Source organism: Brachybacterium sp. sponge (assembly GCF_001613775.1).
Classification (GTDB): domain Bacteria; phylum Actinomycetota; class Actinomycetes; order Actinomycetales; family Dermabacteraceae; genus Brachybacterium; species Brachybacterium conglomeratum.
The window spans coordinates 283,596-305,903 of record NZ_LRMP01000004.1; the positions used below are offsets into that span (position 1 = coordinate 283,596).

At 70.7% G+C, this 22,308-nt stretch carries 13 protein-coding genes; 8 read left to right on the plus strand and 5 right to left on the minus strand.

Annotated features, from left to right (window positions below; genetic code table 11):
• Complete coding sequence (locus tag A4A78_RS15835) at positions 1-2,808, minus strand: YhgE/Pip domain-containing protein (protein WP_062950916.1); 2,808 nt, start codon at positions 2,806-2,808, stop codon at positions 1-3.
• The gene (locus tag A4A78_RS15840; protein WP_062950918.1) at positions 2,805-5,570 is read right to left on the minus strand and encodes an MMPL family transporter; all 2,766 of its coding nucleotides are present in this window, start codon (positions 5,568-5,570) and stop codon (positions 2,805-2,807) included. The genes A4A78_RS15835 and A4A78_RS15840 overlap by 4 nt, the downstream gene beginning before the upstream one ends.
• 165 nt (positions 5,571-5,735) lie before the next feature.
• Between A4A78_RS15840 and A4A78_RS15845 the strand changes: the two genes are divergently transcribed.
• The 6 genes from A4A78_RS15845 (at position 5,736) to A4A78_RS15870 (ending at position 11,258) form a co-directional block, all read left to right on the plus strand.
• Complete coding sequence (locus tag A4A78_RS15845; RefSeq protein WP_062950920.1) at positions 5,736-6,401, plus strand: TetR/AcrR family transcriptional regulator; 666 nt, start codon at positions 5,736-5,738, stop codon at positions 6,399-6,401.
• A 162-nt stretch (positions 6,402-6,563) separates the two neighbouring features.
• A complete protein-coding gene (locus A4A78_RS15850) occupies positions 6,564-7,367 on the plus strand; it encodes a GH25 family lysozyme (RefSeq protein ID WP_062950921.1) in 804 nt (267 codons plus the stop codon).
• A gap of 105 nt (positions 7,368-7,472) precedes the next feature.
• The gene (locus A4A78_RS15855) at positions 7,473-8,240 is read left to right on the plus strand and encodes a queuosine precursor transporter (RefSeq protein WP_062950922.1); all 768 of its coding nucleotides are present in this window, start codon (positions 7,473-7,475) and stop codon (positions 8,238-8,240) included.
• Between the two features lie 125 nt (positions 8,241-8,365).
• Complete coding sequence (locus A4A78_RS15860; RefSeq protein WP_062950923.1) at positions 8,366-9,364, plus strand: CPBP family intramembrane glutamic endopeptidase; 999 nt, start codon at positions 8,366-8,368, stop codon at positions 9,362-9,364.
• A gap of 77 nt (positions 9,365-9,441) precedes the next feature.
• Complete coding sequence (locus tag A4A78_RS15865) at positions 9,442-10,869, plus strand: multidrug effflux MFS transporter (protein WP_062950924.1); 1,428 nt, start codon at positions 9,442-9,444, stop codon at positions 10,867-10,869.
• A 173-nt stretch (positions 10,870-11,042) separates the two neighbouring features.
• Complete coding sequence (locus A4A78_RS15870) at positions 11,043-11,258, plus strand: hypothetical protein (RefSeq protein WP_062950925.1); 216 nt, start codon at positions 11,043-11,045, stop codon at positions 11,256-11,258.
• 363 nt (positions 11,259-11,621) lie between these two features.
• Here the strand turns inward: A4A78_RS15870 and A4A78_RS15875 are convergent, their stop codons facing one another.
• Genes A4A78_RS15875 through A4A78_RS15885 form a run of 3 tightly spaced genes read right to left on the minus strand, consistent with a single transcriptional unit; the run spans position 11,622 to position 16,848 of the window.
• Positions 11,622-14,156 carry an FAD-dependent oxidoreductase gene (locus A4A78_RS15875; protein ID WP_062950927.1) on the minus strand — a complete coding sequence of 845 codons (2,535 nt, stop codon included), beginning with the start codon at positions 14,154-14,156 and terminating at the stop codon, positions 11,622-11,624.
• A 20-nt stretch (positions 14,157-14,176) separates the two neighbouring features.
• Positions 14,177-15,553, minus strand: a complete 1,377-nt coding sequence (locus A4A78_RS15880) for a flavin reductase family protein (protein ID WP_197466697.1) — start codon at positions 15,551-15,553, stop codon at positions 14,177-14,179.
• Positions 15,550-16,848 carry an SRPBCC family protein gene (locus A4A78_RS15885; protein ID WP_062950929.1) on the minus strand — a complete coding sequence of 433 codons (1,299 nt, stop codon included), beginning with the start codon at positions 16,846-16,848 and terminating at the stop codon, positions 15,550-15,552. Before A4A78_RS15885 ends, A4A78_RS15880 begins: the two co-directional genes overlap by 4 nt.
• A 106-nt stretch (positions 16,849-16,954) precedes the next feature.
• Here A4A78_RS15885 and A4A78_RS15890 point away from each other — a divergent pair, with 106 nt between their 5' ends.
• Both A4A78_RS15890 and A4A78_RS17625 read left to right on the plus strand, forming a co-directional pair.
• Entirely contained in the window at positions 16,955-17,890 is a 936-nt protein-coding gene (locus tag A4A78_RS15890) for a LysR family transcriptional regulator (RefSeq protein ID WP_062950931.1), read from the plus strand.
• Positions 17,891-18,109: 219 nt separating this feature from the next.
• On the plus strand, positions 18,110-22,018 hold the full coding sequence (locus A4A78_RS17625) for a hydantoinase B/oxoprolinase family protein (protein ID WP_082835378.1): 3,909 nt from the start codon (positions 18,110-18,112) through the stop codon (positions 22,016-22,018).
• The last annotated feature ends 290 nt before the right edge of the window (positions 22,019-22,308 follow it).

The following is a 22,308-nucleotide window of genomic DNA, read 5'->3' on the forward strand; positions in this document are numbered from 1 at the left end:
TCAGGCCGCGGCGGGCACCGCGCCGACGACGCTCACGTGCGAGGAGCGTCGAGCGATCCTCGCCTTGCGCGAGGCCGCGAAGGTCACCAGCAGCGACACCGCCGCCCAGGCGAGGATCGCCAGCAGCGTCCCGGTGGTGCTGACCAGGCTGCCGCCGAGCGCCGCATGGACCAGGCCCTGGGTGACGATCGACAGCGGCATCAGCGAGCTCACCGACTGCAGCAGCGCGGGCGCCGTCTCGACGGGCACGATCCCCACCAGGGTCACCACTTGCAGCACCATCAGCACGATCGAGGCGATCCGCCCGATCCGGTCGCCCAGCACCGTCAGCAGCGCCTGGTGCAGCGCCGCGAACATCACCGCGCCCGCGAAGGCGACCACCCCCACCGACAGCGGCGAGACGGGGGAGATCCCGATCGCCGTGAGCACAGCGAGCACCGCGACGGTCTGCACCACCGCGATCAGCAGCGCCGGGGCGAGGGAGCGCAGCACCACCTTCCACATCGGCATCGCCCGGTCCAGCAGGCGGCGCGAGAGTCCCGGCAGCAGCAGGAAGGTGCCGAAGGCGCCCAGCCACAGCGCGAGCGAGGTGACGAACGGGAAGGTCGCGGTGTCCGCGCCGTTCGCCTCGTTCTGCCGCTGCGCGTCGGTGCCGACGGGGGATGCGGCCATCTCGCTCATGCGCTGGCGCTCGGCCTCGCTGTAGGAGGGCACGCCGTCGGCGCCCTCGCGCAGACCGCCGGCCAGCTCCTCGCTGCCCTCGGCGAGCTGCCCGGAGCCCTCGGCGAGCTCGTCGGTGCCCTCGGCGAGCTCGCCGGCCCCGTCCGCGAGCTGCTGGTTGCCGCCGGCGAGCTGGTCCGCTCCGGTGCCGAGCCGGCCGGCGCCGAGCGCGAGCTCCTCGTTGCCGTCGGCGAGGTCGGAGGCGCCGTCGGCGGCGCCGCGAGTGCCCTCGGCGAGCTGGTCCGCGCCGGCGGCGAGCTGGTCGACGCCGTTCGCGTACTCGGTGAGCCCGTCGCGCAGACCGGTCACGCCGGTGACGAGCTCGCCGGCGCCGTCCGCGCTCGCGCGGGCGCCGGTGGCGAGCTGGTTCGCGGACTCGGTGAGGCCCGGGTTCTGGGCGGTGCCGTCTCCGGCGAAGGCCGTCTCGATCCCCTCGGCATAGGTGACCATGCCCCCGGTGCCCTGGACGAGACCGGGCTGCCGGTCGGTGCCGTTGATGCCGTCGGCGATCTGCTGGACGCCGTCGGCCGCGGCGGTCGCGCCCTCGCCGACGCCCTGGGCGGTGGCGGCGAGACCCGGGTTCTGCGCGGTGCCGTCGCCGTCGACGACGGTGTGCAGGCCCGAGCGGGCCTGGTCGATCCCGTCGACGTAGCCGGACATGCCCTCGACCGACCGGGACATCCCCTCGGCCTGCTGGCACAGCGCCACGGCCTGGGGATCATCGGGGTACCGCGCGGCGAGGTCGCAGGCGTTCGCCTGCATGGAGCCGGCCGCAGGAGCGTCGGCGGAGGCGTCTCCGACGGCGAGGGCCTTCATCCCCGGGTTCTGCGCTGTGCCGTCGCCCTCGATCAGGCTCGTCATGCCCGGGCCCTTGTCATCTCCGTCCACGATCGCGTCGAGGCCGGTTGCGGCCTGGTCGACGCCGTCGGCGTAGGCGACCACGCCCTCGGCGGCCTGGGCGAGGCCGGGCTGGTCCTCGGTGCCGCGGAGCCCGTCGGCCGCCTGCTGGGCGCCCTGGCCGAGCTCGGTCACGCCCTGGTCCACCTGGCGCGCCGTGGGGGCGAGTCCGGGGTTCTCCTCGGTGCCGTCGCCGGTGACCGCGGTGCCCGTCTGGGAGACGCCGCCGGCGAACTGCTCGAGCCCGTCGGCGAGCTGGTCGGCCCCTGCCTCGAGGCCGGGGTTCTCGGCGGTGCCGTCACCCTCGACGCCGGCGGCGAGCTGCTCGACGCCGGTCAGCAGGCCCGGCTGTCCCTCGGTGCCGCGCATCCCGGTCTGCAGCTCCCCGATGCCGCCGGCGAGCTCCTCGGTCCCGGTGGCGAGGTCGTCGAGCCCGTCGGCGAGAGTGCGGGTGCCGTCGGCGGCCTGCCAGGTGCCGTCGGCGAACGTCCACACGCCGCCCGAGAACTCCCGGGCGCCCTCGGCGGCCTGCGTGGTGCCGTCGGCCAGATCGCGTGTGCCACCCGCGAGCTCGTCCGTGCCCTCGGCCAGGTCGGAGGTGCCGCCGGCGAGCTCCTCGGCCCCGTCGGCCGCGTCGGAGAAGCCGTCGCCGAGGTCGTTGAAGCCCACGTAGAGCTGGTCGAGGTACTGCTCCGCCATCTGCCCGCCCATGGTGTTCGCCGAGGCCTCGGCGACGGCGGTGCCCACGAGCGCGTTGATCTGGCCGCTCGCGTCGTTGGTGGTGACCTCGAGGATCGCCCGGGATGCCTCGGGCGTGCCGAGGGTGGCCAGATGCTTCGAGAAGTCCTTCGGGATGACGACGACGGCCGAGTAGCTGCCGTCCTTCAGCCCCTGCTCGGCGTCCTCCTGGCTGGTCAGCTGCCAGTCGAAGCCGGTGGTCTCCGCGACGTCCTGCCCCTCGACGGTGCCGGGCTGGGTGAGGGAGCCGGCGAGCAGGCGGCCGAAGGGCACCGTCTGCGTCTCTCCGTCCGCGTCGGTCACCTCCGCGCCCTCGTCGAGGTTGACCACGGCGGCGGGCACGGCGTCGAGCCGGTCCACGCGGCCGCTGAGCGCCCACATGCCCAGCGCCGCCACGAGCAGGGGCAGCACCAGGACGACGATCAGCGTGCGGGGGTGGGCGAGGCGCTTCATGCGAGAGCTCCTTCGGGGGTCTGGGCGGTGGAGCGCTGGACGGAGAGGGCGAGCATGCGGCGCGGGTCCCGCAGGGTCGCGTGGAGGCGGCGCTCGGCGTCGGTGGCGTGCTCGGCGCGGGAGCCGACCACGATCGTGGCCCCGCGGGCGAGGAGCGCGTCGAGGCGCTCGACGAGCGTGTCGTCGACGGACACGGCGGCGTGGGCGAGGTCCTCGAGCTCCTCGATCACGATCACGGAGCGGCCGACGCGTCGGCCGTCGATCTGCTCGAGGCGCCGGGCCACGGGGGCGTCCGCGCCGATCCAGTGGGCCTGGGCCTGCACGGCGCCGATGTCATCGGGGGAGAGCCGGTCGTGGACGGCGAGGATGCCGGAGACCGGGGCGACGCGGCCTGCGACGAGGCCGAGGAAGGTCGCGCGGGCGGCGCTGTCGGGGGCGCGGACCACCAGCAGGGAGCCGGGGGCGACCGCGCCGGTGAGCGGGCCGAGGGTCCCCTTCTCGCCGAGCAGGGGAGCGACCGTGTCCTCGAGGCGCAGCGAGTGCCGGCCGTTCTGCTCGGTCCAGTGCCGGTGCTCGAGCACGCCGGCCAGGCCCTCGCCCTCGACGTCGACGGTGGGCAGGAGGCGGTCGAGCCAGCGCGGCAGCCACCAGGCGTGCCGGCCCAGCAGCGCGAGCACGGCGGGCACGAAGGTCATCCGCACCACGAAGGCGTCCACCAGCACACCGACGGCGAGCGCGACCGCGATCGGCTGCAGCATGAACCAGCCCGAGGTCACGAAGCCCGCGAACACGGAGACCATGATCAGCGCGGCGGCGGTGACGACGGGGGCGTTGGCGGTGAAGCCGCGCTCGATCGAGTGCTTCGCATCGCCGGTGTGCACGAACTCCTCGCGCATGCGGGAGACGAGGAAGACCTCGTAGTCCATCGCGAGCCCGAACAGCACGCCCATCACCATGATCGGCATGAAGGAGACGACCGGCCCGTTGACGTCCACGAAAAGCGGCCCGTTGAACCAGCCGTACTCGAACACCATCGAGGTGACGCCGAAGGCCGCGGCGACCGAGAAGAGATAGCCGACCGACGCCTTCAGCGGCACCCACAGGGAGCGGAAGACGAGCGTCAGCAGGATCAGGGACAGGCCGACGACGAACAGCGCGAAGGGCAGCAGCGCGGCGGAGAGCTTGTCGGTGACGTCGATGCCGATCGCGGTCGCGCCGGTGACGGTGACGTCGGAGATCGAGAGGTCCTGCTCCCAGCCGTCGGCGCTGTCGCGCAGAGCGGCGACGAGGTCCTTGGTGGACTGCTCGGTGGGTCCGCCCTCGGGGATCACGACCACCACGGCCATGTCGGCGCCCTGGTTGGGGGTCGCCAGCTGGATCTCCTTGACGTGGTCGAGCTCGGAGATGTCGCTCTCGAGCTCGTCGACGACGGCGAGCGGATCGGTGGTGTTGATGATGTCGGCGGTGACCAGCAGCGGGCCGTTGTAGCCGGGGCCGAACTCCTCGGAGACGAGGTCGTAGGTGTCGCGCGCGTCGGTGCCGACCGGCTCGGTGCCCAGGTCCGGCAGGGCCAGCTCGAGGTCCTTGATCGGGATCGCGAGCGCGCCGACGCCGATCACGACCGCCAGGATCGTCAGCGCCGGCACCTTGGTCACCAGGCGCACCCAGGTGCGGCCGAAGGAGCGGCGGGGGCGCTGTGCGGGGTCCGGCTCGGGCAGGGCGCCGTCGTTCTCGGCCATCAGACGGCGGATCCTGCGGGGCCGCAGCCGCTCGCCGAGGATGCCCATCAGCGCCGGCAGCATGGTCAGCGCCACCACGACGGACAGCGCCACGGTCGCGGCCGCGGCGACGCCCATCACGGTGAGGAAGGGGATGCCGGTGATGAACAGGCCCACCAGCGCGATGATCACGGTGAGGCCGGCGAAGATGACGGCGCTGCCGGAGGTGGCCAGGGACTTGCCGATCGACTCGTGCACGTCGTCGCCCTGCGCGAGCTGGTCGCGGTGGCGGGAGAGGATGAACAGGGCGTAGTCGATGCCGACGGCGAGGCCGAGCATGGCGCCCAGCGCGGTGGTGACCGAGGGGATGTCCACCCCGGCGGACAGCGCGACCAGCGCCAGCATCGACACGCCCACGCCGACGATCGCGGTGACGATCGGGATGAAGGCGGGGATCAGCGAGCGGAAGACGATCGCGAGGATGATCAGGGCGGCGATGATGCCGAAGACCTCGCCGGCGCCGAAGGGGACCTCCGCGCTCTGCAGCACCTGCCCGCCGAGGTGCGTCTCCAGGCTCGGCGTGCCGGCCTCCTCGACGAGGGAGCGGATCTCCTCGACGGAGCTCTCGGGGAAGGCGCCGGTCTGCCCCTCCATCTGGAACTGGGCGATGATCGCGGTGTCGTCGTCGGTGCGCGTGCCGGGGGAGAGGTCATCGAAGGGGGAGGGGGCGGCCGCGACGCCCTCGACCTCGGCGATGTCCTGCATGAGCGCGTCGATCTCGTCCTGGTGCTGATCGACGCTCGAGCCGTCCTCGGTCACCAGCACGACCTGCCCGGCGGTGCCGCCCATCTCGGGGAAGCGGTTGGCGAGGGTGTCGATGCCGCGCTGCCCCTCGGTGCCGGGGATCTCGATGTCGGCGGTGAAGGTGCCGCCGAGGCCGACGGCGAGGCCGCCGACGATCACCAGCAGTGCGACCCAGGCTCCGACGATCTTCCAGCGCAGGGAGGCCATCAGAAGGCCCAGACGGTACAGGGACGAGGACACGCGGCCTCCAGGACGAGCTCGGCACGAGGGCGACGACGGACCCCTGCTCGAGACGTCCGCGAATTCGATACGAAGATGTATCGATGGGATACTATCGGTCCCGCCGCACCCCCTTCAAACGGCGTCACCGCGTGAGGCGCCTCTCAGTCGCGCAACCGAGGAGCCATGACCGATCTGTTCGAGCCGCTGCCCGAGTCCGCGGGCACGCGACGCAAGGAGAACACCCGCGCCAAGCTCGTGCGCGCCTCGCTGGACGTCTTCGTCGAGAAGGGCATCGACGGCGCGACCGTCGACGACCTGGTGAAGGCGGCCGGCTTCACGCGCGGCGCCTTCTACTCGAGCTTCTCGAGCAAGGAGGAGGTGTTCATCGCCCTGTTCGACGAGGTGACCGCCGAGCTCATGGCAATCGCGAACAGCTCCGTGGAGAGCGCGGTCGCGGACGTCGAGGCCGACGAGAGCTGCTCGATCCTCGAGGCCGACGACGCGCAGGTGATGCTCGCGGTGTTCGAGGGGATCCGCCCCTTCGGCCGCCAGTGGTACCTGCTGTACTCCGACGCGATCGCCCGCTCCCTGCGGGACGAGGCCCTCCGCGCGGAGCTCGCCGAGCAGCGGGAGCGGATGCGGAACCAGATCGGGGCACTCCTGGCCACACGCCTGGAGGCCTCGGGGGAGCGGGCGCTGCTGCCCGTCGAGGACCTCGCCCAGCTGCTGATGGGCATCTTCATCGACCTGCTCGTGCGCGAGCAGCTGGAAGGACGGGACGTCACCCAGCTCGCGGCGACCACGATCCTGGGCACCCTGCGGGCCTTCATCGCCCCGAAGTCGGACTGACCGCTTCGCGGCACTGCGCACCGTCCGCCCGTTTCGCCGCGACACGCCGGAACAGGAGCGGGCGGTGGCGCGATCCTGGGGACCCCTCTACGGTGGACGCGGTGTGATCCCCGTCGCACTCTTCCTCGCAGTGCAGCTGTCCCCTTCCCCAGGAGCTTCCCCATGTCGTCCTACCGTCCCCGCCATCTCGCCCCTCCGGCCGAGGCCGCCGACCCCGCCTCGGGAGCCTCCCGCCGCAGCGTGCTGCGCGGCGGAGCCCTCGGCGCCATGGCGCTCGGCACCGGCACCGCCGCCCTCGCCGCACCCGCCGCGCAGGCCGCCGGCATCTACGGCCAGGACGTCTCCGGCTGGCAGGGGGAGGTCGACTGGGCCGCCCAGGCCGCGGCCGGCTCCCGCTTCGCCTACGTCAAGGCCACCGAGGGCCGCTCCTACCGCAGCCCCGCCTTCTCCCACCAGTACACCGGCGCCGGCGGCGCCGGGCTCGTGCGCGGCGGCTACCACTTCGCCCGCCCCGACTCCGGCGGCCCCGAGGAGCAGGTGGACTTCTTCCTGAACAACGGCGGCGGCTGGACCGGCGACGGGATCACCCTGCCGGGCATGGTCGACTTCGAGGCCTACTCCGGTCTCCCGCGGAACTACGGGCTCGGCCAGCAGGAGATGCGGGACTGGATCTCCGCCTTCTCGATCCGCTACCGCGACCAGGCCGGGCGCCGCCCGGTGATCTACACCAACCTGCACTGGTGGAATGACGTGGTGGGGGACTGGACCCCGACGAACTCGCCTCTCTTCCTCGCCTCCTACAGCTCCTCCCGCCCCAGCACCCTCCCGGGCCGATGGTGGGGCTGGGAGCTGTGGCAGTACTCCGACTCCGGCCCCTTCGCCGGCGACTCCAACCTCTGGTACGGCGGCGAGAGCCAGTTCGAGAGCTTCGTCGCTGACGCGGACTACGACGCCGCCGGCATCTGACACCGCCGACGCCCTCGCCTCACGGCGAGTCCCCGTCGGCCCCTGCGCCGCCCCGGCCGGTCCCGTGACCGGCCGGGGCAGCGCCGTGCTGTGTACCCTTCCCCGGTGACTGCTGAACAGAACCGCACCGCCCCCGCCCCGCCGTCTGGACGCCCGGCCGGCGCCGTCTACGCCGACCGGGGCTCCTCCCACTTCGACATCCTCCTGGCCTCCATGGTCACGGTCGTGATCCTCTCCGGCATCGGAGCCGCCAAGGGCGTCAGCTTCGGCGACGTGCCCGGCACCGGGTTCGAGATCATCACCGACGGCGGCTTCTTCCTCTTCCCCCTCGCCTACGTGCTCGGCGACATCGTCACCGAGCTGTACGGCCCCCGCAGCGCCCGCCGCGCCATCCTCACCTCCTTCGCCGTGAGCATCCTCGCCTCGCTCAGCTACCAGGTGATCATCGCGCTGCCGCCCTTCCCCGACGAGTACGGCCTCGCCAAGCAGGAGGCCCTCGAGCTCGCGCTCGGGCCGGTCTGGATCGTCGTGCTCGCGGGCCTCGCCGGCTTCCTCGCCGGGCAGACCCTGAACTCCCTGGTCGTCTCCCGCATGAAGCGCCGGATGGGGGAGCGGGGCCTGATCGCGCGCCTGTTCACCTCGAGCGGCCTCGGCGAGCTGGTGGACACCATCATCTTCTGCGCGATCGCCTCGGTCGCGATCGGCATCACCACCTTCGAGCAGTACCTGGAGTACACCGTGCTCGGCGTGCTCTACAAGGTGCTCGTCCAGTACGCGATGATCCCTGTGACCTCCGCGGTGATCCGCTGGCTGAAGCGCACGGACCCCACCTATCAGCGCCGACTGGCGGAGCAGGGAGCCGACGCGCGCTGATCGACCCTCGGCGTCCGCCCGGCCGACGAACGTCGAGGCCGACGCCCTCCCGCCTGACGAAGGTCGGCGCCGCCGCCGACGAAGCGGCACTTCCTCGACGGTGCGAGGGCGGGGAGGGTGTTCCCATGACCACGACGAACACCTCCTCGCCCCTGCCCCCTGACCCCACGAGCGCGGCCTCGTCGGCCGGCGCCATCGCACCGCCCCGCGCACCTGAGGCGGAGCTCGCATCCCGCCACGACGCCGCACCGCGCACCGGACTCGACCCGGAGCGCCCCTTCGGCGCGCACCTGCGCCTGGCCTGGTGGAAGCCGCTGCTGGTCATCCCCGGCCTGCTCGTGGCGATGGTCGTGCTCCAGACCGTGCTGACGCTGATCGTCGTCCTCGTGGAGGTGGCGGCCTTCGGCCGCGACCCGATGGACGTCTCGATCAGCCCACTGATGATGGCGGTGATGAACCTCAGCCTCGCCGCGATGGGACCGCTCGCGGTCCTGGTGACGGCGCTGGCGGCCCGCGTGCCCTGGCGCTCGCTGATCGCCTCCCCGCGACGGGCCAGCCTGCGCCGCGGGATCGTCTACGCCGGGGCGTTCTCGGCGCTCGTCGGCGCGGCGCTCGCCCTCACCGCCCTGATCGACCCGTCGGCCGCGGGGATCGGGCAGTTCGCGATCACCTCGACCACGATCGGGCTGGTCCTGGTCGCGCTGCTGACCACCCCGCTGCAGGCGGCGGGGGAGGAGCTCATGTTCCGCGGCGCGATGATGCCGCTGTTCGCCTCCTGGATCCGAGCGGTCAGGCCCGCGCTCGTCCTCGGCATGATCGCCTCCAGCATCGTCTTCGGCCTCGTGCACATGTCGGTGGATCCGTGGCTGCTGAGCTACTACGCGGTCTTCGGTCTGTGCATGGCGGCGATGGCCGTGATCAGCCACGGCCTCGAGGCGCCGATCGCCTTCCACGTGATGAACAACCTGATCATGATGGTCGTCGGCGCGCTGTTCGCCGGAGGCGGCGGCATCGTCATCGACCGCAGCGTGGGGATGGGCGGGCCGGTCATGCTCGCGATCATGGCCGTGGATCTCGTGGCCGTCGGCCTGGTGTGGCTGTACGAGAGGTCACAGCGTCCCTAGGATGGTGCGATCGAGCCGGGCGGGATCCCTGTGATCTCCTCCCGGCTCGTCGTCTGCCGATCCCCTGAAGGAGCACCGTGGCCCCCGCCGCCGACGACATCCCCCGCGAGGATCCCGCCCAGGACCCCCGCCCCGAGCCGACCACCTCCACCGGCCCGGTCCCCACCTCCACCGGTTCCGTCCCCACCGTCACCGGATCGATCCCCACCATCACCGGCGCGATCCCCGTCCTCGAGGATCCGGCCGACCACGAGCTCGCGCACCTGCCCGACGAGGAGCAGCTGAGCCGCACCCGCTCCAAGGTCACCGTGATGGTGATCGTCGTGCTGACCACGCTGAGCGCGATCGGCCCGCTCGCGACCGACATGTACATCCCCGCCTTCCCGGAGGTCGCGGGGGAGCTCGGCACCACCGCCTCGCGGATGCAGCTGACGATCACCGCGTTCTTCCTCGGCACCGCGAGCGGGCAGATCGTCGCCGGGCCGCTCTCGGACCGCATGGGGCGGCGCGGCCCGCTGCTGATCGGGATCATCCTGTGCCTGCTCGCCTCGATCGGCTGCGCCCTGGCGCCCTCGGTCGAGGTGCTGCTGGTGCTGCGCGTGCTGCAGGGGATCGGCGGCGGCTTCGGCATGGTGCTGGGCCGCGCGGTGCTGATCGACATGACCGACGGCCCGGAGCTGTTCCGGATCATGAACATCATGCAGGGCGTGGGCGGCGTCGCCCCGATCGTCGCCCCGCTGCTGGGCGGGATCATCCTGGTGTTCGGCCAGTGGCGCGAGATCTTCGTGGTCATCGCGGTGATGTCGCTGATCTCGCTGCTCGGCGTGCTCTTCCTGATCCCCGAGTCGCTGCCGGTCTCCCGGCGCCACTCGGGCGGCTTCCGCACCTTCCTGCGCAACTGCCGCACCCTGCTGGGCCGACGGATCTTCGTCGCCTACATGCTGGTCAACGCGTTCTCCGCCTTCGCGCTGATGGCGTACGTCTCCGCGTCGTCCTTCGTGGTGCAGGAGATGCTGGGGTTCTCCTCGAGCGAGTACTCGGTGAGCTTCGCGATCAACTCGATGGGCATGATGGCGATGTCGCTGCTCTCGGCGCGGCTGACCCGCACCATCCATCCGCGCAGGCTCATCCGCGTGGGCCTGATCGTCGTGTCGCTGGCGAGCTTCGCGCTGCTGATCGGGAGCCTGTTCCTGGACACCCCGGCATGGATCGTGCTGCCGGCGTTCTTCTTCACCGTCGCGCCGCAGGGCATGATCTTCGGCAACGGCGGCGCGCTCGCCTCGGACCAGGCGCGCGAGTTCGCGGGCACGGGCTCGGCGATGCTGGGGCTCGGCTTCTCGTTCTCGGCCTCGATCGCGGCGCCTCTCGTGGGCGTCGCGGGCACGCACTCCTCGCTGCCGATGGCGATCGCGATGGTCTGCGGCGTGCTGATCTCCGGTGCGTTCTTCGTCATGGCGGGCCGGGGGAGCGGCGCCGACACCGGAAGGATGCCGGGCGAGGCCTGAGCTCTGCCCGCCCTTGATCCCGCGCTTGCTCTCCGGCCTCGCCTCGTTGCGCATGGCGCACATCACAGCGAGAATGCGGGGGAGCGGCCCCAATGCTGGAGCATAGGCAGTCCAGGGCCTGTGACCAGCAATGATGCACCGGTCGTGCTGACGGATCCTCGGACGGAGTGAGCATGAACGAGACGTGGCAGCGGATCCGACGACGGCTCAGCCCGGGCGGAACACCGTCTCTGCCCGAGCTGTACCCGGGCGAGAAAGGCGTCGACTCCATCGAGATCGCGCATGACGCAGACTCCGCCGGTCTCGACGTCCCCAGCCCGAAGGATGAGTTCCTGGACAGCGGTCGGATAGTCCTCGAAACATCGGACGATGCCGAGGACGACCGCTGAGGTCGACGGCCCTGACGCACCGCATGCCATCTCCATGCCGTCTTCGCATCGGGCACCGCCTACGCAGCGTCGACAGCGCCCGACGACTGCCCGGAGTCAGAACACGTCCACATCTCGCTGCCACAAGGTTCCGAAAGACCAGGCACTGCGACGAGATGCCGGCGTGAGACGACGCTCGGAGTCATGACCGGTCGTAGACACTCGGAGACCTGACCGGTCGCGATCGAGTGGCAGGTTTCGATCGCTTCATGAAAGGAATACCGACTGATACCCGCCACTCGGCTCTGAGCACCTCTGAACACTGGGCCGATAATGCACGTTATGTAAAGTAGGGTGAGGAGCCCGGGCTGCTTGCCCTCCCCCTCACGCTGACTGGCTTGCGGACGCCTGCGCCGCCTTCTCGGGACGGATCCTGTCCATCGCGGGATCGTAGAGCGGCTCCTCCGCCACGGTTGCCGCGAAGCGTCTGCCGAGGTACTCGACCTCGACGCCGTCGCCGACCGTCAGATGGTCGGGCAGCCAGGCGTACGCGATCGCACGACCGAGCGTGTAGCCGTAGGCGGCGCTGGTGACGTACCCGGCGGCGGACTCGGACCCGGGCAGGAACACCGGCTCGAGGCCGAGTGCGATCGACGTCGGCTCGTCGAAGGTCAGGCAGGTCAGCCGCGTCGTCGCAGCGGCCGCACGCGCGGCCAGCGCGTCCTTGCCCACGAAGTCCGCCGTCTTCGAGGCCTTCACCGCGAAGCCGATGCCGGCCTGGACGGGCTCGTGCTCGGTGGTCATGTCCGTCCCGAAGGAGCGGAAGCCCTTCTCCAGGCGCAGCGACTCGAACGCCTCGCGCCCCGCCGCGACGATGCCGTACTCCTGCCCCGTCGCGAAGATCGCGTCCCACAGCCGCTCCCCCAGGTCCGCCGAGGTGTACAGCTCCCAGCCGAACTCGCCGACGTACGACAGCCGCATGGCGGTCACCGGGATCCCCGCCAGCGTGACGCTGCGGGTGCGGAAGTAGCCGAGCTCCTCGGCGCCGAGGTCCTCGTCCGTCAGCCGGGCCGCCACCTCGCCCGCGAGCGGGCCCCACAGCCCGATGCAGCACGTCCCGGGCGTGATGTCGCGCACCTCGACCCACTTCGCGGGGTCCTGCTGCGATTGGTGCCTGGCCTCGCGGGCGAGATAGGCGAGGTCGATGCTGCCGTTGGCGCCCACCTGGTAGTCGTTCTCGCCGAGGATCGCGACGGTGATGTCACTGGTGATGCCGCCCGCCCGGTCGAGCAGGAGTGTGTAGCTGACCGCGCCGGGCCTGCGCCGCATCGACGACGTGGTCAGACGGTCGAGCAGGTCGGCGGCACCGGGGCCCGTCACCGAGAAGCGCGTCAGCGCCGTCATGTCGTACATCGCGACGGCGGTGCGCGTCCTCCACGCCTCGCATGCCGCGACGGGCGAATGGAACTGCGCCGACCAGTCGTCGCGGGGCGGGGCCGCCCACTCGGCGGGCAGCTCCTCGAGCAGGTGCGCATTGGCCTCGTACCAGTGCGGACGCTCCCAGGAGTGCGCTTCCAGGAAGAAGGCGCCCAGCTCCACCTGGCGCCGGTGGAACGGGCTGAGCCGGAGGTCGCGCGGCGAGACCCGCGGCTGGCGGGGATGCAGGATGTCGTAGATCTCGACGAAGTTCTGCTGGCTCGTCTCGTCCACGTAGGCGCGCGTGGTCTGGATCTTCTCGAACCGGTTGACGTCGAGGCCCGACAGGTCGGTCTCCGAGGATCCCGTCGTGATCACCTCGGCGAGGGCCCGCGAGATGCCGACCGAGTGGGTCACCCACACGGCCTCGGCCATGAAGAACCCGTCGACCCCGGCGGACTCCCCCACCAGCGATCCGCCGTCCGGCGTGAAGGAGAAGACGCCGTTGAAGGCACGATCGACCGAGGTCTGCCGCAGCTCGGGCAGCAGCCTCTGCGACTCCTCCCACTCGGCCGCGAAGTCCTCCGGCGTGAACGGGAGGCTCGAGGGCATCGCCTCGTCGGTGATCTCCTCGGCGCGGTGCTGCGGCAGGTCGTCGAGGGCGACGGGCATGGGGCGGTGCGCGTACGAGCCGATCCCGATCCGGTCGCCCCACTCGCGGTAGTAGAGATCGCGGTCCTGATGGCGCAGGATCGGGGCGGAGGCGCCCTTGGGCAGCTCGTTCTTCCCCCGGAGGCTCGGCACGGGCGAGGTGATCGCGAACTGGTGGCCGAGCGGCAGCAGCGGCACGTCGACCCCGGCCATCTCGCCGATCCGCGGGCCCCAGAACCCGGCGCAGGAGACGACGACGTCGGCCGGGATGCGCTCCTCCCCCACGAGCACGGCGCGCACGCGGCCGCCCGAGGTGTCGATGCCCGTCACGGTGGTGCGGTCGCGGAACTCGACCCCGGCCCTCCGCGCGCGCTCGATGACGAGGCGCGTTCCCTTCATCGCGAGCGCGAGGCCGTCCCCGGGCGTCCAGAGGCCGCCGAGGACGGGCTCGGGATCGACCATCGGGAAGAGTCGACGGCATTCGTCGGTGTCGACCACCTGCGCCTCGACTCCCCAGGAGCGGTTCCAGCCGGCACGACGATGCAGGTCCTGCAGCCGCTCGGGGGTGGTCGCGAGCTCGAGACCGCCGACGGCCAGGTACGACCCGGTGCCGTCCGGTCCCCTCAGGTGCGTGTACTTCTCGATGGTCTGCTGCGCGAACGCGGTCATCGACTTCGAGGGGTTCGTCGAGAAGACGAGGCCGGGGGCGTGCGAGGTGGACCCGCCCGGCGTCTCGAGCGGGCCCTGCTCGAGCACGAGCGTGTTCGTGGCGCCGCGCTGGGCGAGTTCGTCGGCGAGGTTCGCGCCGACGATGCCGGCGCCGATGATGACGATGCGGGGTGCGGTGCTCATGGGAGCTCTCTCTCGTGGGGTCAGGCGTCGATGACGAGGTCGGTCACGGCGGTGGAGCAGCAGGGCAGGAACTTCCCGGCGGCGATCTCGCGTGCGCGGATGCCGCCCTGGTGGTGCATGTCGACGTCGCCCTCCAGCTTCACGATCTTGCAGGAGCCGCACATGCCCTCCTGGCAGTTGGCGCCGATGCGCACGCCGGAGGCCCGTGCCGCTTGGAGGATGTTCTGCTGGGGGTCGATGCGCACGTCGAGCCCGCTGCGGACGAAGGACATGGTGAGCGCGCCGGCACCGACCACCTGGCGCTCCCCCTCCGGTGCGTCCGGGGTGCGGGGGACGGGCGCGCTCGCCTCGGCGTCGACCGCCACGGTGGGCTCCACGTGCGCGAGCTCGGGGAGATCCGCCGCGAGGTCGAAGACGTCCAGGACCGCACCCTGGTGCTCCGCGCTCTCCTCGACGGCGACCTGCAGGTCCTCGGCGAACTCCGTGGCGGCCGCGAGCTCTGCCGCGTACTCGCGCCGTGTGGCGGAGTCGCCGGTGAAGTTCTCGACGAACACCGAGGTGTCGTCCACGCCGACCGCGGGCAGGCAGTCGAGGACCTGCTCGAGGTATCCCTGCGGGCCGCAGGCGTACACCTGTCGACCGTTGGCGTCGGGCGCGACGGCGTCGATCATCTCCGCCGAGATGCGCCCCACGCGGGCGCCCCACCCCTCGGGCCGCTCGCGGTCGCCGAGCGAATAGGCCACCCGGATCCGGAAGTCGGCCTTCTCGAGGAAGTCGAGCTCGTCGACGAAGGCGAAGCGTTCCGGGGACGAGCCGTGGTACAGCAGGCAGACGTCGGCCTGTCCCGGCAGGGAGTGGATCGTGCGGATCATCGACATGATGGGGGTGATGCCCGATCCGGCGGCGAGGAACAGGTAGCGCGCCCGGCGGTCGTAGTCGGGCAGGTGGAACGCGCCGACCGGGCCCAGCATGTCCAGGATCATGCCCGGACGCATGGTGGCGTGGGCCCAGGACGACACCAGACCTGCCGGGTCGCGGCGCACCGTCACGGCGAAGGTCCAGGGAGAGGTCGGGGCGCTCGAGAGCGAGTAGCTGCGGCTGACCGGCTCGGCGTCCTCCCCGTCCACGGGGAAGTCGATGTTGAGGTACTGGCCCGCACGGAACGCGAGCGGCGCGCCGTCGAGCCGTCGGAACACGAAGGTCGTGCAGTCCTGGGACTCGGGGATGGTCTCGACGCACTCGGCTTGGAACTCCTCCGGGTACCAGGGGCCGAGGGCCGTCGCGGCGTGCGCCGGCCCCGCCACCGCCGCGAGCACGCGGTTCCACGGCATCTCGAGGCCACGGGTGCGCAGGGCGAGCGACACCGCTCCCCTGTCCACGTCGACGTCGAAGCTCACTGCAGCGCCTCCCGCAGGCGGGTGATGTACCAGTTCACGAACGCTTCGACCTGGTACTCGCTCTTCATGTAGGGGCCCGGCTCGTAGGCAGGGCTGGCGGCGCCTCGCTGGCACAGCTCGACGAACGCCTTGTCCTGCAGGTTGGTCTGCTTCCAGGTGTGCGTCAGGGCCTCGAGGTCGTAGTCGACGCCCTCGACGGCGTCGTCGGCGACCAGCCAGGTGGTGCGCACCAGCGTGCGCCCCTCGTCGAGGGGGAACGCCGCGAAGGTGATGACGTGATCGCCGAGGAGGTGGAACCAGCTGTTGGGCTGCAGGTGCATGGAGCAGCGGCCCAGCCGGAAGTCGGGCAGGTCCCCCAGCAGCTTCTTCGACAGCCGACGGCCGTCGGCCGAGAACGACTCCCCCTCGCCGTCGAGCGGCTCGCGCGAGATGCGGATGCCGGCCACGCGGGTGTCGAGCTCTTCGACCACCTCGAACGGCAGCCCGTACCGACGGCATCGCTGCTCGAGGGCGGCGCTCGCCGAGAGGTTGCGGCTCCACACGTCGGCGAGGTGGGACGGCACCGTCTCGTCGGTGAGGCCCCAGGTGGGGAACAGCGAGCACGCCAGCTCGGGGTGGCCGTCGCAGTGGTAGCACTCGCGGTTGTTCTCCATCACGAGCTTCCAGTTGCCCTGCTCCACGATGTGCTGCTGGTACGCGACCTTCGTCGCGCCGAGCTCGTGCGGCTCGATGTACGGGCGGAAGATCTCGGCGACCTCGTTGAAGTCCTCCGGCGGCTCCGCCGCGATGCACACGAAGATCAGGCCGCCCACCACCCTGCAGTGCGCGCGCTTGAGCGCGAAGCAGCCGGCGTCGAAGTCGATCTCGCCGGGCGCGGAGGCGTGGATCAGCGCTCCGTCCGGGGAGTACGTCCACGAGTGGTACCCGCACACCAGGTTCCCCGTCGTGCCGGAGTCCTCCGTGAGGACCCGGGCTCCGCGGTGGCGGCACACGTTGTGCAGGGCCCTGACGGAGCCGTCGTCGTGGTGCAGCAGGATGAGCGCATAGGGACCGAAGTCGACGGTGATGTAGTCGCCCGGCTCGGGCACCTCGGCGATGCTCCCCGCGAACAGCCAGTGCCGTCCGAAGACGGCGCGCATGTCGAGGTCGAACAGCTGCCTGTCGGTGTAGAACGGGGCCGTCAGCGAGAAGCCGGGCCGACGGGAGTCGACGAGCGCCTGGAGCTCGGAGAGCTTCTCGGGCGCGATGGCGGCTGTCGCGAAGGGTGCTGCGGGTCGTGCGTCGATCGTGGACATGCTCTCCCTCATCGTCGGGGGATGACAGCGGATACGCAGAAGGCTAGCGCCGCGGATCATGCACGATAAGCGCGAATCATCGACGAATGCAGTGCAGAATCTCCGCATGATCGATCCTCGCCTCGTCACCCTGCGCACCTTCGCCCGATGCGGCACCGTCGCGGCCACCGCGGAGCTGATGGGCTACTCCCCCTCGGCGGTGTCGGCGCAGCTGAGGGAGTTCCAGCAGTCCCTGGGCCTGACGCTGCTCACGCGCGACGGCCGAGGGCTGCGCCTGACCGCCGCGGGGAAGGAGCTGGTGCGCCGCAGCGACGCGCTGTTCGCGCAGTGGGAGCAGATCCGGGCCGCGAGCGCGAGCGCCGACGGTCAGGTCCCGGGGCAGTTCGGCATCGGCGGCTTCTCCACCGCGGCCTCGCACCTCATCGCCCCTCTCCTGCCCCGCCTGCGCGCCCTGCACCCCTCCGTCGAGGTCCAGGTGATGGAGGCGAGCCCGGCACGCTGCTTCGACCTGCTGGTGGCCGAGCGCATCGACGTGGCGGTGGTCGTCTCGATGCAGGGCGAGGTGCTGCTCGAGGCCGATCCCCGGTTCGAGAAGATCACCCTGCTCGACGACCCGCTGGACGTCATGGTGCCGGCGGACCACCCCCTCGCCGCGCAGGAGCGCGTGTCGCTGGACCAGCTCGTCGCCGACCCGTGGGTGACCGACCAGCCCGGCTCCGCCTATCGCGCACTGTTCACGACCGCTTTCACGGCGGCGGGTCTCACGCCGCGGATCGCCCACGAGGCCACGGAGTGGGGCACGGCCATCGCCCTCGTCGGCGCCGGGGCGGGAGTCGGCCTGCTCCCCCGCCTGGTCAGCCTCTCGGACACCCCCGGCGTGCGCCGTGTGCGTCTGGCGGGCCCGGGCCGTCTGAGCCGGCGCATCATCGCGGCGATGCGTGCCGGCAGCGCCGAGGCCCAGCTCCCCCGCGACTCGATCCGGCTGCTGCGCGAGATCGCCCAGGACGTCCTCGACACCCACCTCGCCGGAGAGGACGGCTAGGGCGGGAATCGATCGCCCTCCACACCCCACGGCATTTCGGACGGTGGGCGGTCAGCGCACCCCTCGCCATGAGACCTCTGATCACAGAACGGCTACTCCCCCGACACCCATTGCGTGTTGCTCCTGCCACATATACGGTGCTACCCAAGCAACACGAGCTATGGCGCAGGTCACGTTCGTGGAGTGCTGCCCACAGATCTCCCCGGGAAGGATCCCACCATGAAGCGCATCGGCGTCGATGTCGGCGGAACGTTCACAGATCTCTACTTCTCTGACGATGAGAACCGCACTGCCGTGGTCGAGAAGGTCCCGTCCACGCCGCACGATCCGTCCGAGGCCGTCATCAACGGCCTCGAGAAGCTCTCGGAGAAGGCAGGCGTCCCGCTCTCCGAGATCGACCAGCTCGTCCACGGCACCACTGTCGCGACGAACACCGCCCTCACCCATACGGGCGCCGAGGTCGGCATGATCACGACCGAGGGCTTCCGCGACATCCTCCACATCGCCCGCCACAAGAAGCCGCACAACTTCTCGCTCCAGCAGGATCTCCCCTGGCAGACCCACCCCCTGGTCAAGCGGCGCCATCGGCTGACCGTGCGGGAGCGCGTCACCGCGCCTCACGGCGAAGTCCTCGTCGAACTCGACGAGGGCGAGGTCCGCGAGCGCGTCCGCGAGCTGAAGGCGGCCGGTGTCGAGGCGATCGCCGTGTGCCTGCTGCACAGCTATCTCAACGACTCGCACGAGCGACGCATCGGCGAGATTGTTCAGGAGGAGTTCCCCGAGGCGTACCTCTCCCTCTCCAGCGAGGTCGTCCCGCTCTATCGCGAGTACGAGCGCTTCTCCACCACCGCGCTGAACGCCTACGTCGGTCCGAAGGTCTCCCGCTATCTCCGTCGGCTCCAGGAAGCGGCCACCGGTCTCGGCTACAAGCGCGAGATCCTGCTGATGCAGTCCTCCGGCGGCATGGTCCCGATCGCCGAGGCCGCGAAGCTGCCCGTGACCCTGATGATGTCCGGCCCCGTCGGCGGCCTCATCGGCGGCGTATGGGCCGGGAAGCAGTCCGGCTTCGACAACGTCATCACCCTCGACATCGGCGGCACCTCGGCGGATATCGGTGTGGCGCACCAGGGCGAGCTGCGGATGCGCCATCTGCTGGACACGAAGATCGGTGATTACCAGGCCATGGTCCCCATGGTCGACGTCGACACCATCGGTGCGGGCGGCGGCTCGATCGCCTACGTGGACCAGGGCGGCGTCTTCAGGGTCGGCCCGCAGTCTGCCGGAGCCGTGCCCGGTCCCGTCTGCTACGGCCGCGGCGGCACCGAACCCACCTCGACCGACGCCCAGGTGCTGCTCGGCCGCATGCGGCCCGATCGGATCTTGGCCGGCTCGGACCTGGACATGGACATCGAGGCGGCCCGGCGGGCGATGCAGGGCCTGGCCGATGAGCTGGACATGAGCATCGACGAGGCGGCGCTCGGTGCGCTGCAGATTCAGAAGTTCGGGATGACCCAGGCCATCGAGCAGAACTCGGTGCGCCGAGGCTACGACCCGCGAGACTTCACCCTGGTCGCCGAGGGCGGTGCAGGGGCACTGTTCGCCTGCGAGATCGCTTCGGAGCTCGAGGTCCCCCACGTCCTCGTCCCCGCACACCCGGGCATCATCGCCGGCATCGGCCTCCTCGCGACCGACGAGGAGTACGAGTTCATGTCGACCCTGCGGATGCGCTTCGCGGAGCCGGAGCCCGAGAGGGTCCAGAAGGCCTACGAGGCGCTCGAGGCGCGGGCCGTCGCCCAGCTCGACGCCGAGGAGGTCCCGCCCGAGCGTCGCAGGATCGATTGGAAGGCCGACGCCCGCTACGCGGGTCAGGGCTACGAGATCCGTTTCGACGTCCCCGAGGGACCGGTCGACGAGGCCTGGCTGAAGGCGGCGGAGGAGGCCTTCCACGAGGCGCATTTCGCCGAGTACGGCCATCGGTTCGCCGACGGAGAGGTCGAGCTGATCACGATCCGCGTCGAGGCGATCGGCGTGATGGACGACCTGCCCCCTGCACAGCCTCCCCAGGGCGGTGACCTCGAGGGCGCGCTCATCGAGACCCGTGACGTCACCTTCAGCGTGGACGGCAAGCCCAAGACTTTCGCCACCGGCTTCTACGATCGAGCGGGGCTCGCGTGCGGAACCGAGTTCGAGGGCCCGATCATCATCGAGCAGTACGACTCGACCGTCGTGGTGCCGCCGGAGTTCACCGGCGTCGTCGACGAGGCCGGCAACATCGTCATCACCTGCCCTGCAATCCAGGCTGCGGATGTAAAGCTCGCCACCCCGATCCTCATGCGCGTCATCGGAGGCGCCCTGAGCTCGGCGGCGAAGGAGATGGCCTCGGTCCTGTTCCGCATGGCCTACTCCTCGATCATCCGCGAGTCCGAGGACCTCGGCGCTGGCCTGTTCGACAGGGACGGCAACGTCCTGGCCGAGTCCGATTCGACCCCGATGTTCATGGGCTCCATGCCGAAGATCGTCAAGGGCGTCATCTCCGTGCTCGGCGACGACATCCACGAGGGCGACGTCATCCTGCACAACGACCCCTATCTCGGTGCGACCCACTCCCCCGACGTCGCCGTGATCCAGCCGATCTTCCACGACGGCGAGCTCGTCGGCTTCGCCGGCGCCTCCGGTCAGCTGATCGACAACGGCGGCGCGTTCTCCGGACTGATGGTCGACATCCAGGACATGCAGTCCGAGGGCCAGATCTTCCGGGCTGTGAAGATCTACGAGAAGGGCGTGCGCCAGGAGTCTCTGATCCGGCACATCCTGAACAACTCCCGCACCCCCACCTCGAACCTCGGTGACTTCCAGGCGATGATCGCCGCCTGTGAGCTCGCACGCTCCCGCTACCTCGCGCTGGTCGAGCGCTACGGCTATCCGGCGGTGCGTGAGGCCGGGCAGTCGTGGATCGACTACTCCGAGCGCATGCTGCGTCAGGAGATCGCGAAGATCCCCGATGGCGTCTACGAGACCGAGGTCGGATACCTGGACGACGACGGGCGGAACTACGGGGAGAAGCTGCCGATCGCGGTGAAGGTCATCGTCGAGGGCGACGAGATCACGTACGACCTCACCGGGTCCTCACCCCAAGTGCCCACCGCCTACAACTGCGCATTCGAGGGGACGACGGTCTCGGCCTTCACCTTCATCACTCGAATGATGTTCCTCGACGAGGTGGCCTTCCCGGTCCACGTCCCGCAGAACGAGGGCATGCTGAAGCCGCTGAAGGTCATCGCTCCCGAGGGCACGATCTTCAATCCGACGTACCCCGCTGCGACGTTCTCCCGCTTCTCGCAGGTGCAGCGCGCCGTGGACCTGGCCCTGAGGGCGCTAGCGCCCCAGATCCCCGAGCGGGTTACGGCCGGCAACTCCGCCCACATCCACTTCATGTCCTACGCGGGCTGGGACGAGAACGAGGGCGAGTACTGGGTCTACCTCGAGGTCAATGAGGGATCCTACGGCGGCCGGGCCCACTCGGACGGTCCCGACTCGACCGACAACCTCATCGCCAACACCCGCAACAACCCCATCGAGGAGCTCGAGTGGCGGTTCCCGATGCGGACCGACCGCTACGAGCTGCGCGAGGAGCCTGCCGCGGCCGGCGAGCACCGGGGCGGCATCGGCATCGTCCGGGAGAACACCTTCCTCACCGACACGGTGGTCACCTGTGAGGGAGAGCGCCATGACTCGGACGTCCCATGGGGCATCTTCGGCGGCCACGACGGACTGAACGCTTCGATCGTGAAGAACAAGGGCCGGGAGGGCGAGGAGAACTGGCCCTCGAAGGTCACGGGCTTCAAGATCTCGGCCGGTGACTCGCTGACGATCACGGTCCCCTCGGGAGGCGGCTTCGGCGATCCGCTCAGGCGGGCACCGGAGAAGGTGCTCGAGGACGTCCTCGACGGCTTCACCACCCGCGAGGCCGCAAAGGACGACTACGGCGTGGTCCTCGAGGAGGAGCAGGGCGAGCTCGTGCTCGACGGCGCGGCCACCGCTGCGCTGCGGGCCGCTCGCACCAGCGACTCCGAGACGACCGGTTCGGAGGATCCGGCGGAGCAGGCGCTCGCTCCCGCCAACGTCTGATCCTCACGCACGGCTAACGCCGACCGAACGGCTCGCCCACCGGCGACCTTCGTCGGCACCGCCCGCATCGCACACCGGCAGGTCAGGACCCGGCGCCGTCCACGGCGACGCCGGGTCCTGGCGTACCTGCCTCCTCAGGCCCGGAGCGGACAGCTCCGCTCCACGCCCATCGCGTCCTGCAGCGCTGCGGCCCTGCAGCTCTTCCCTTGCACCACCCGCTTCACTGCTTCCCCGTTTCACCGCTGTCTCGCACCACCGCGCTCCCACTCCTCCCCGACCCGGTCATCTCC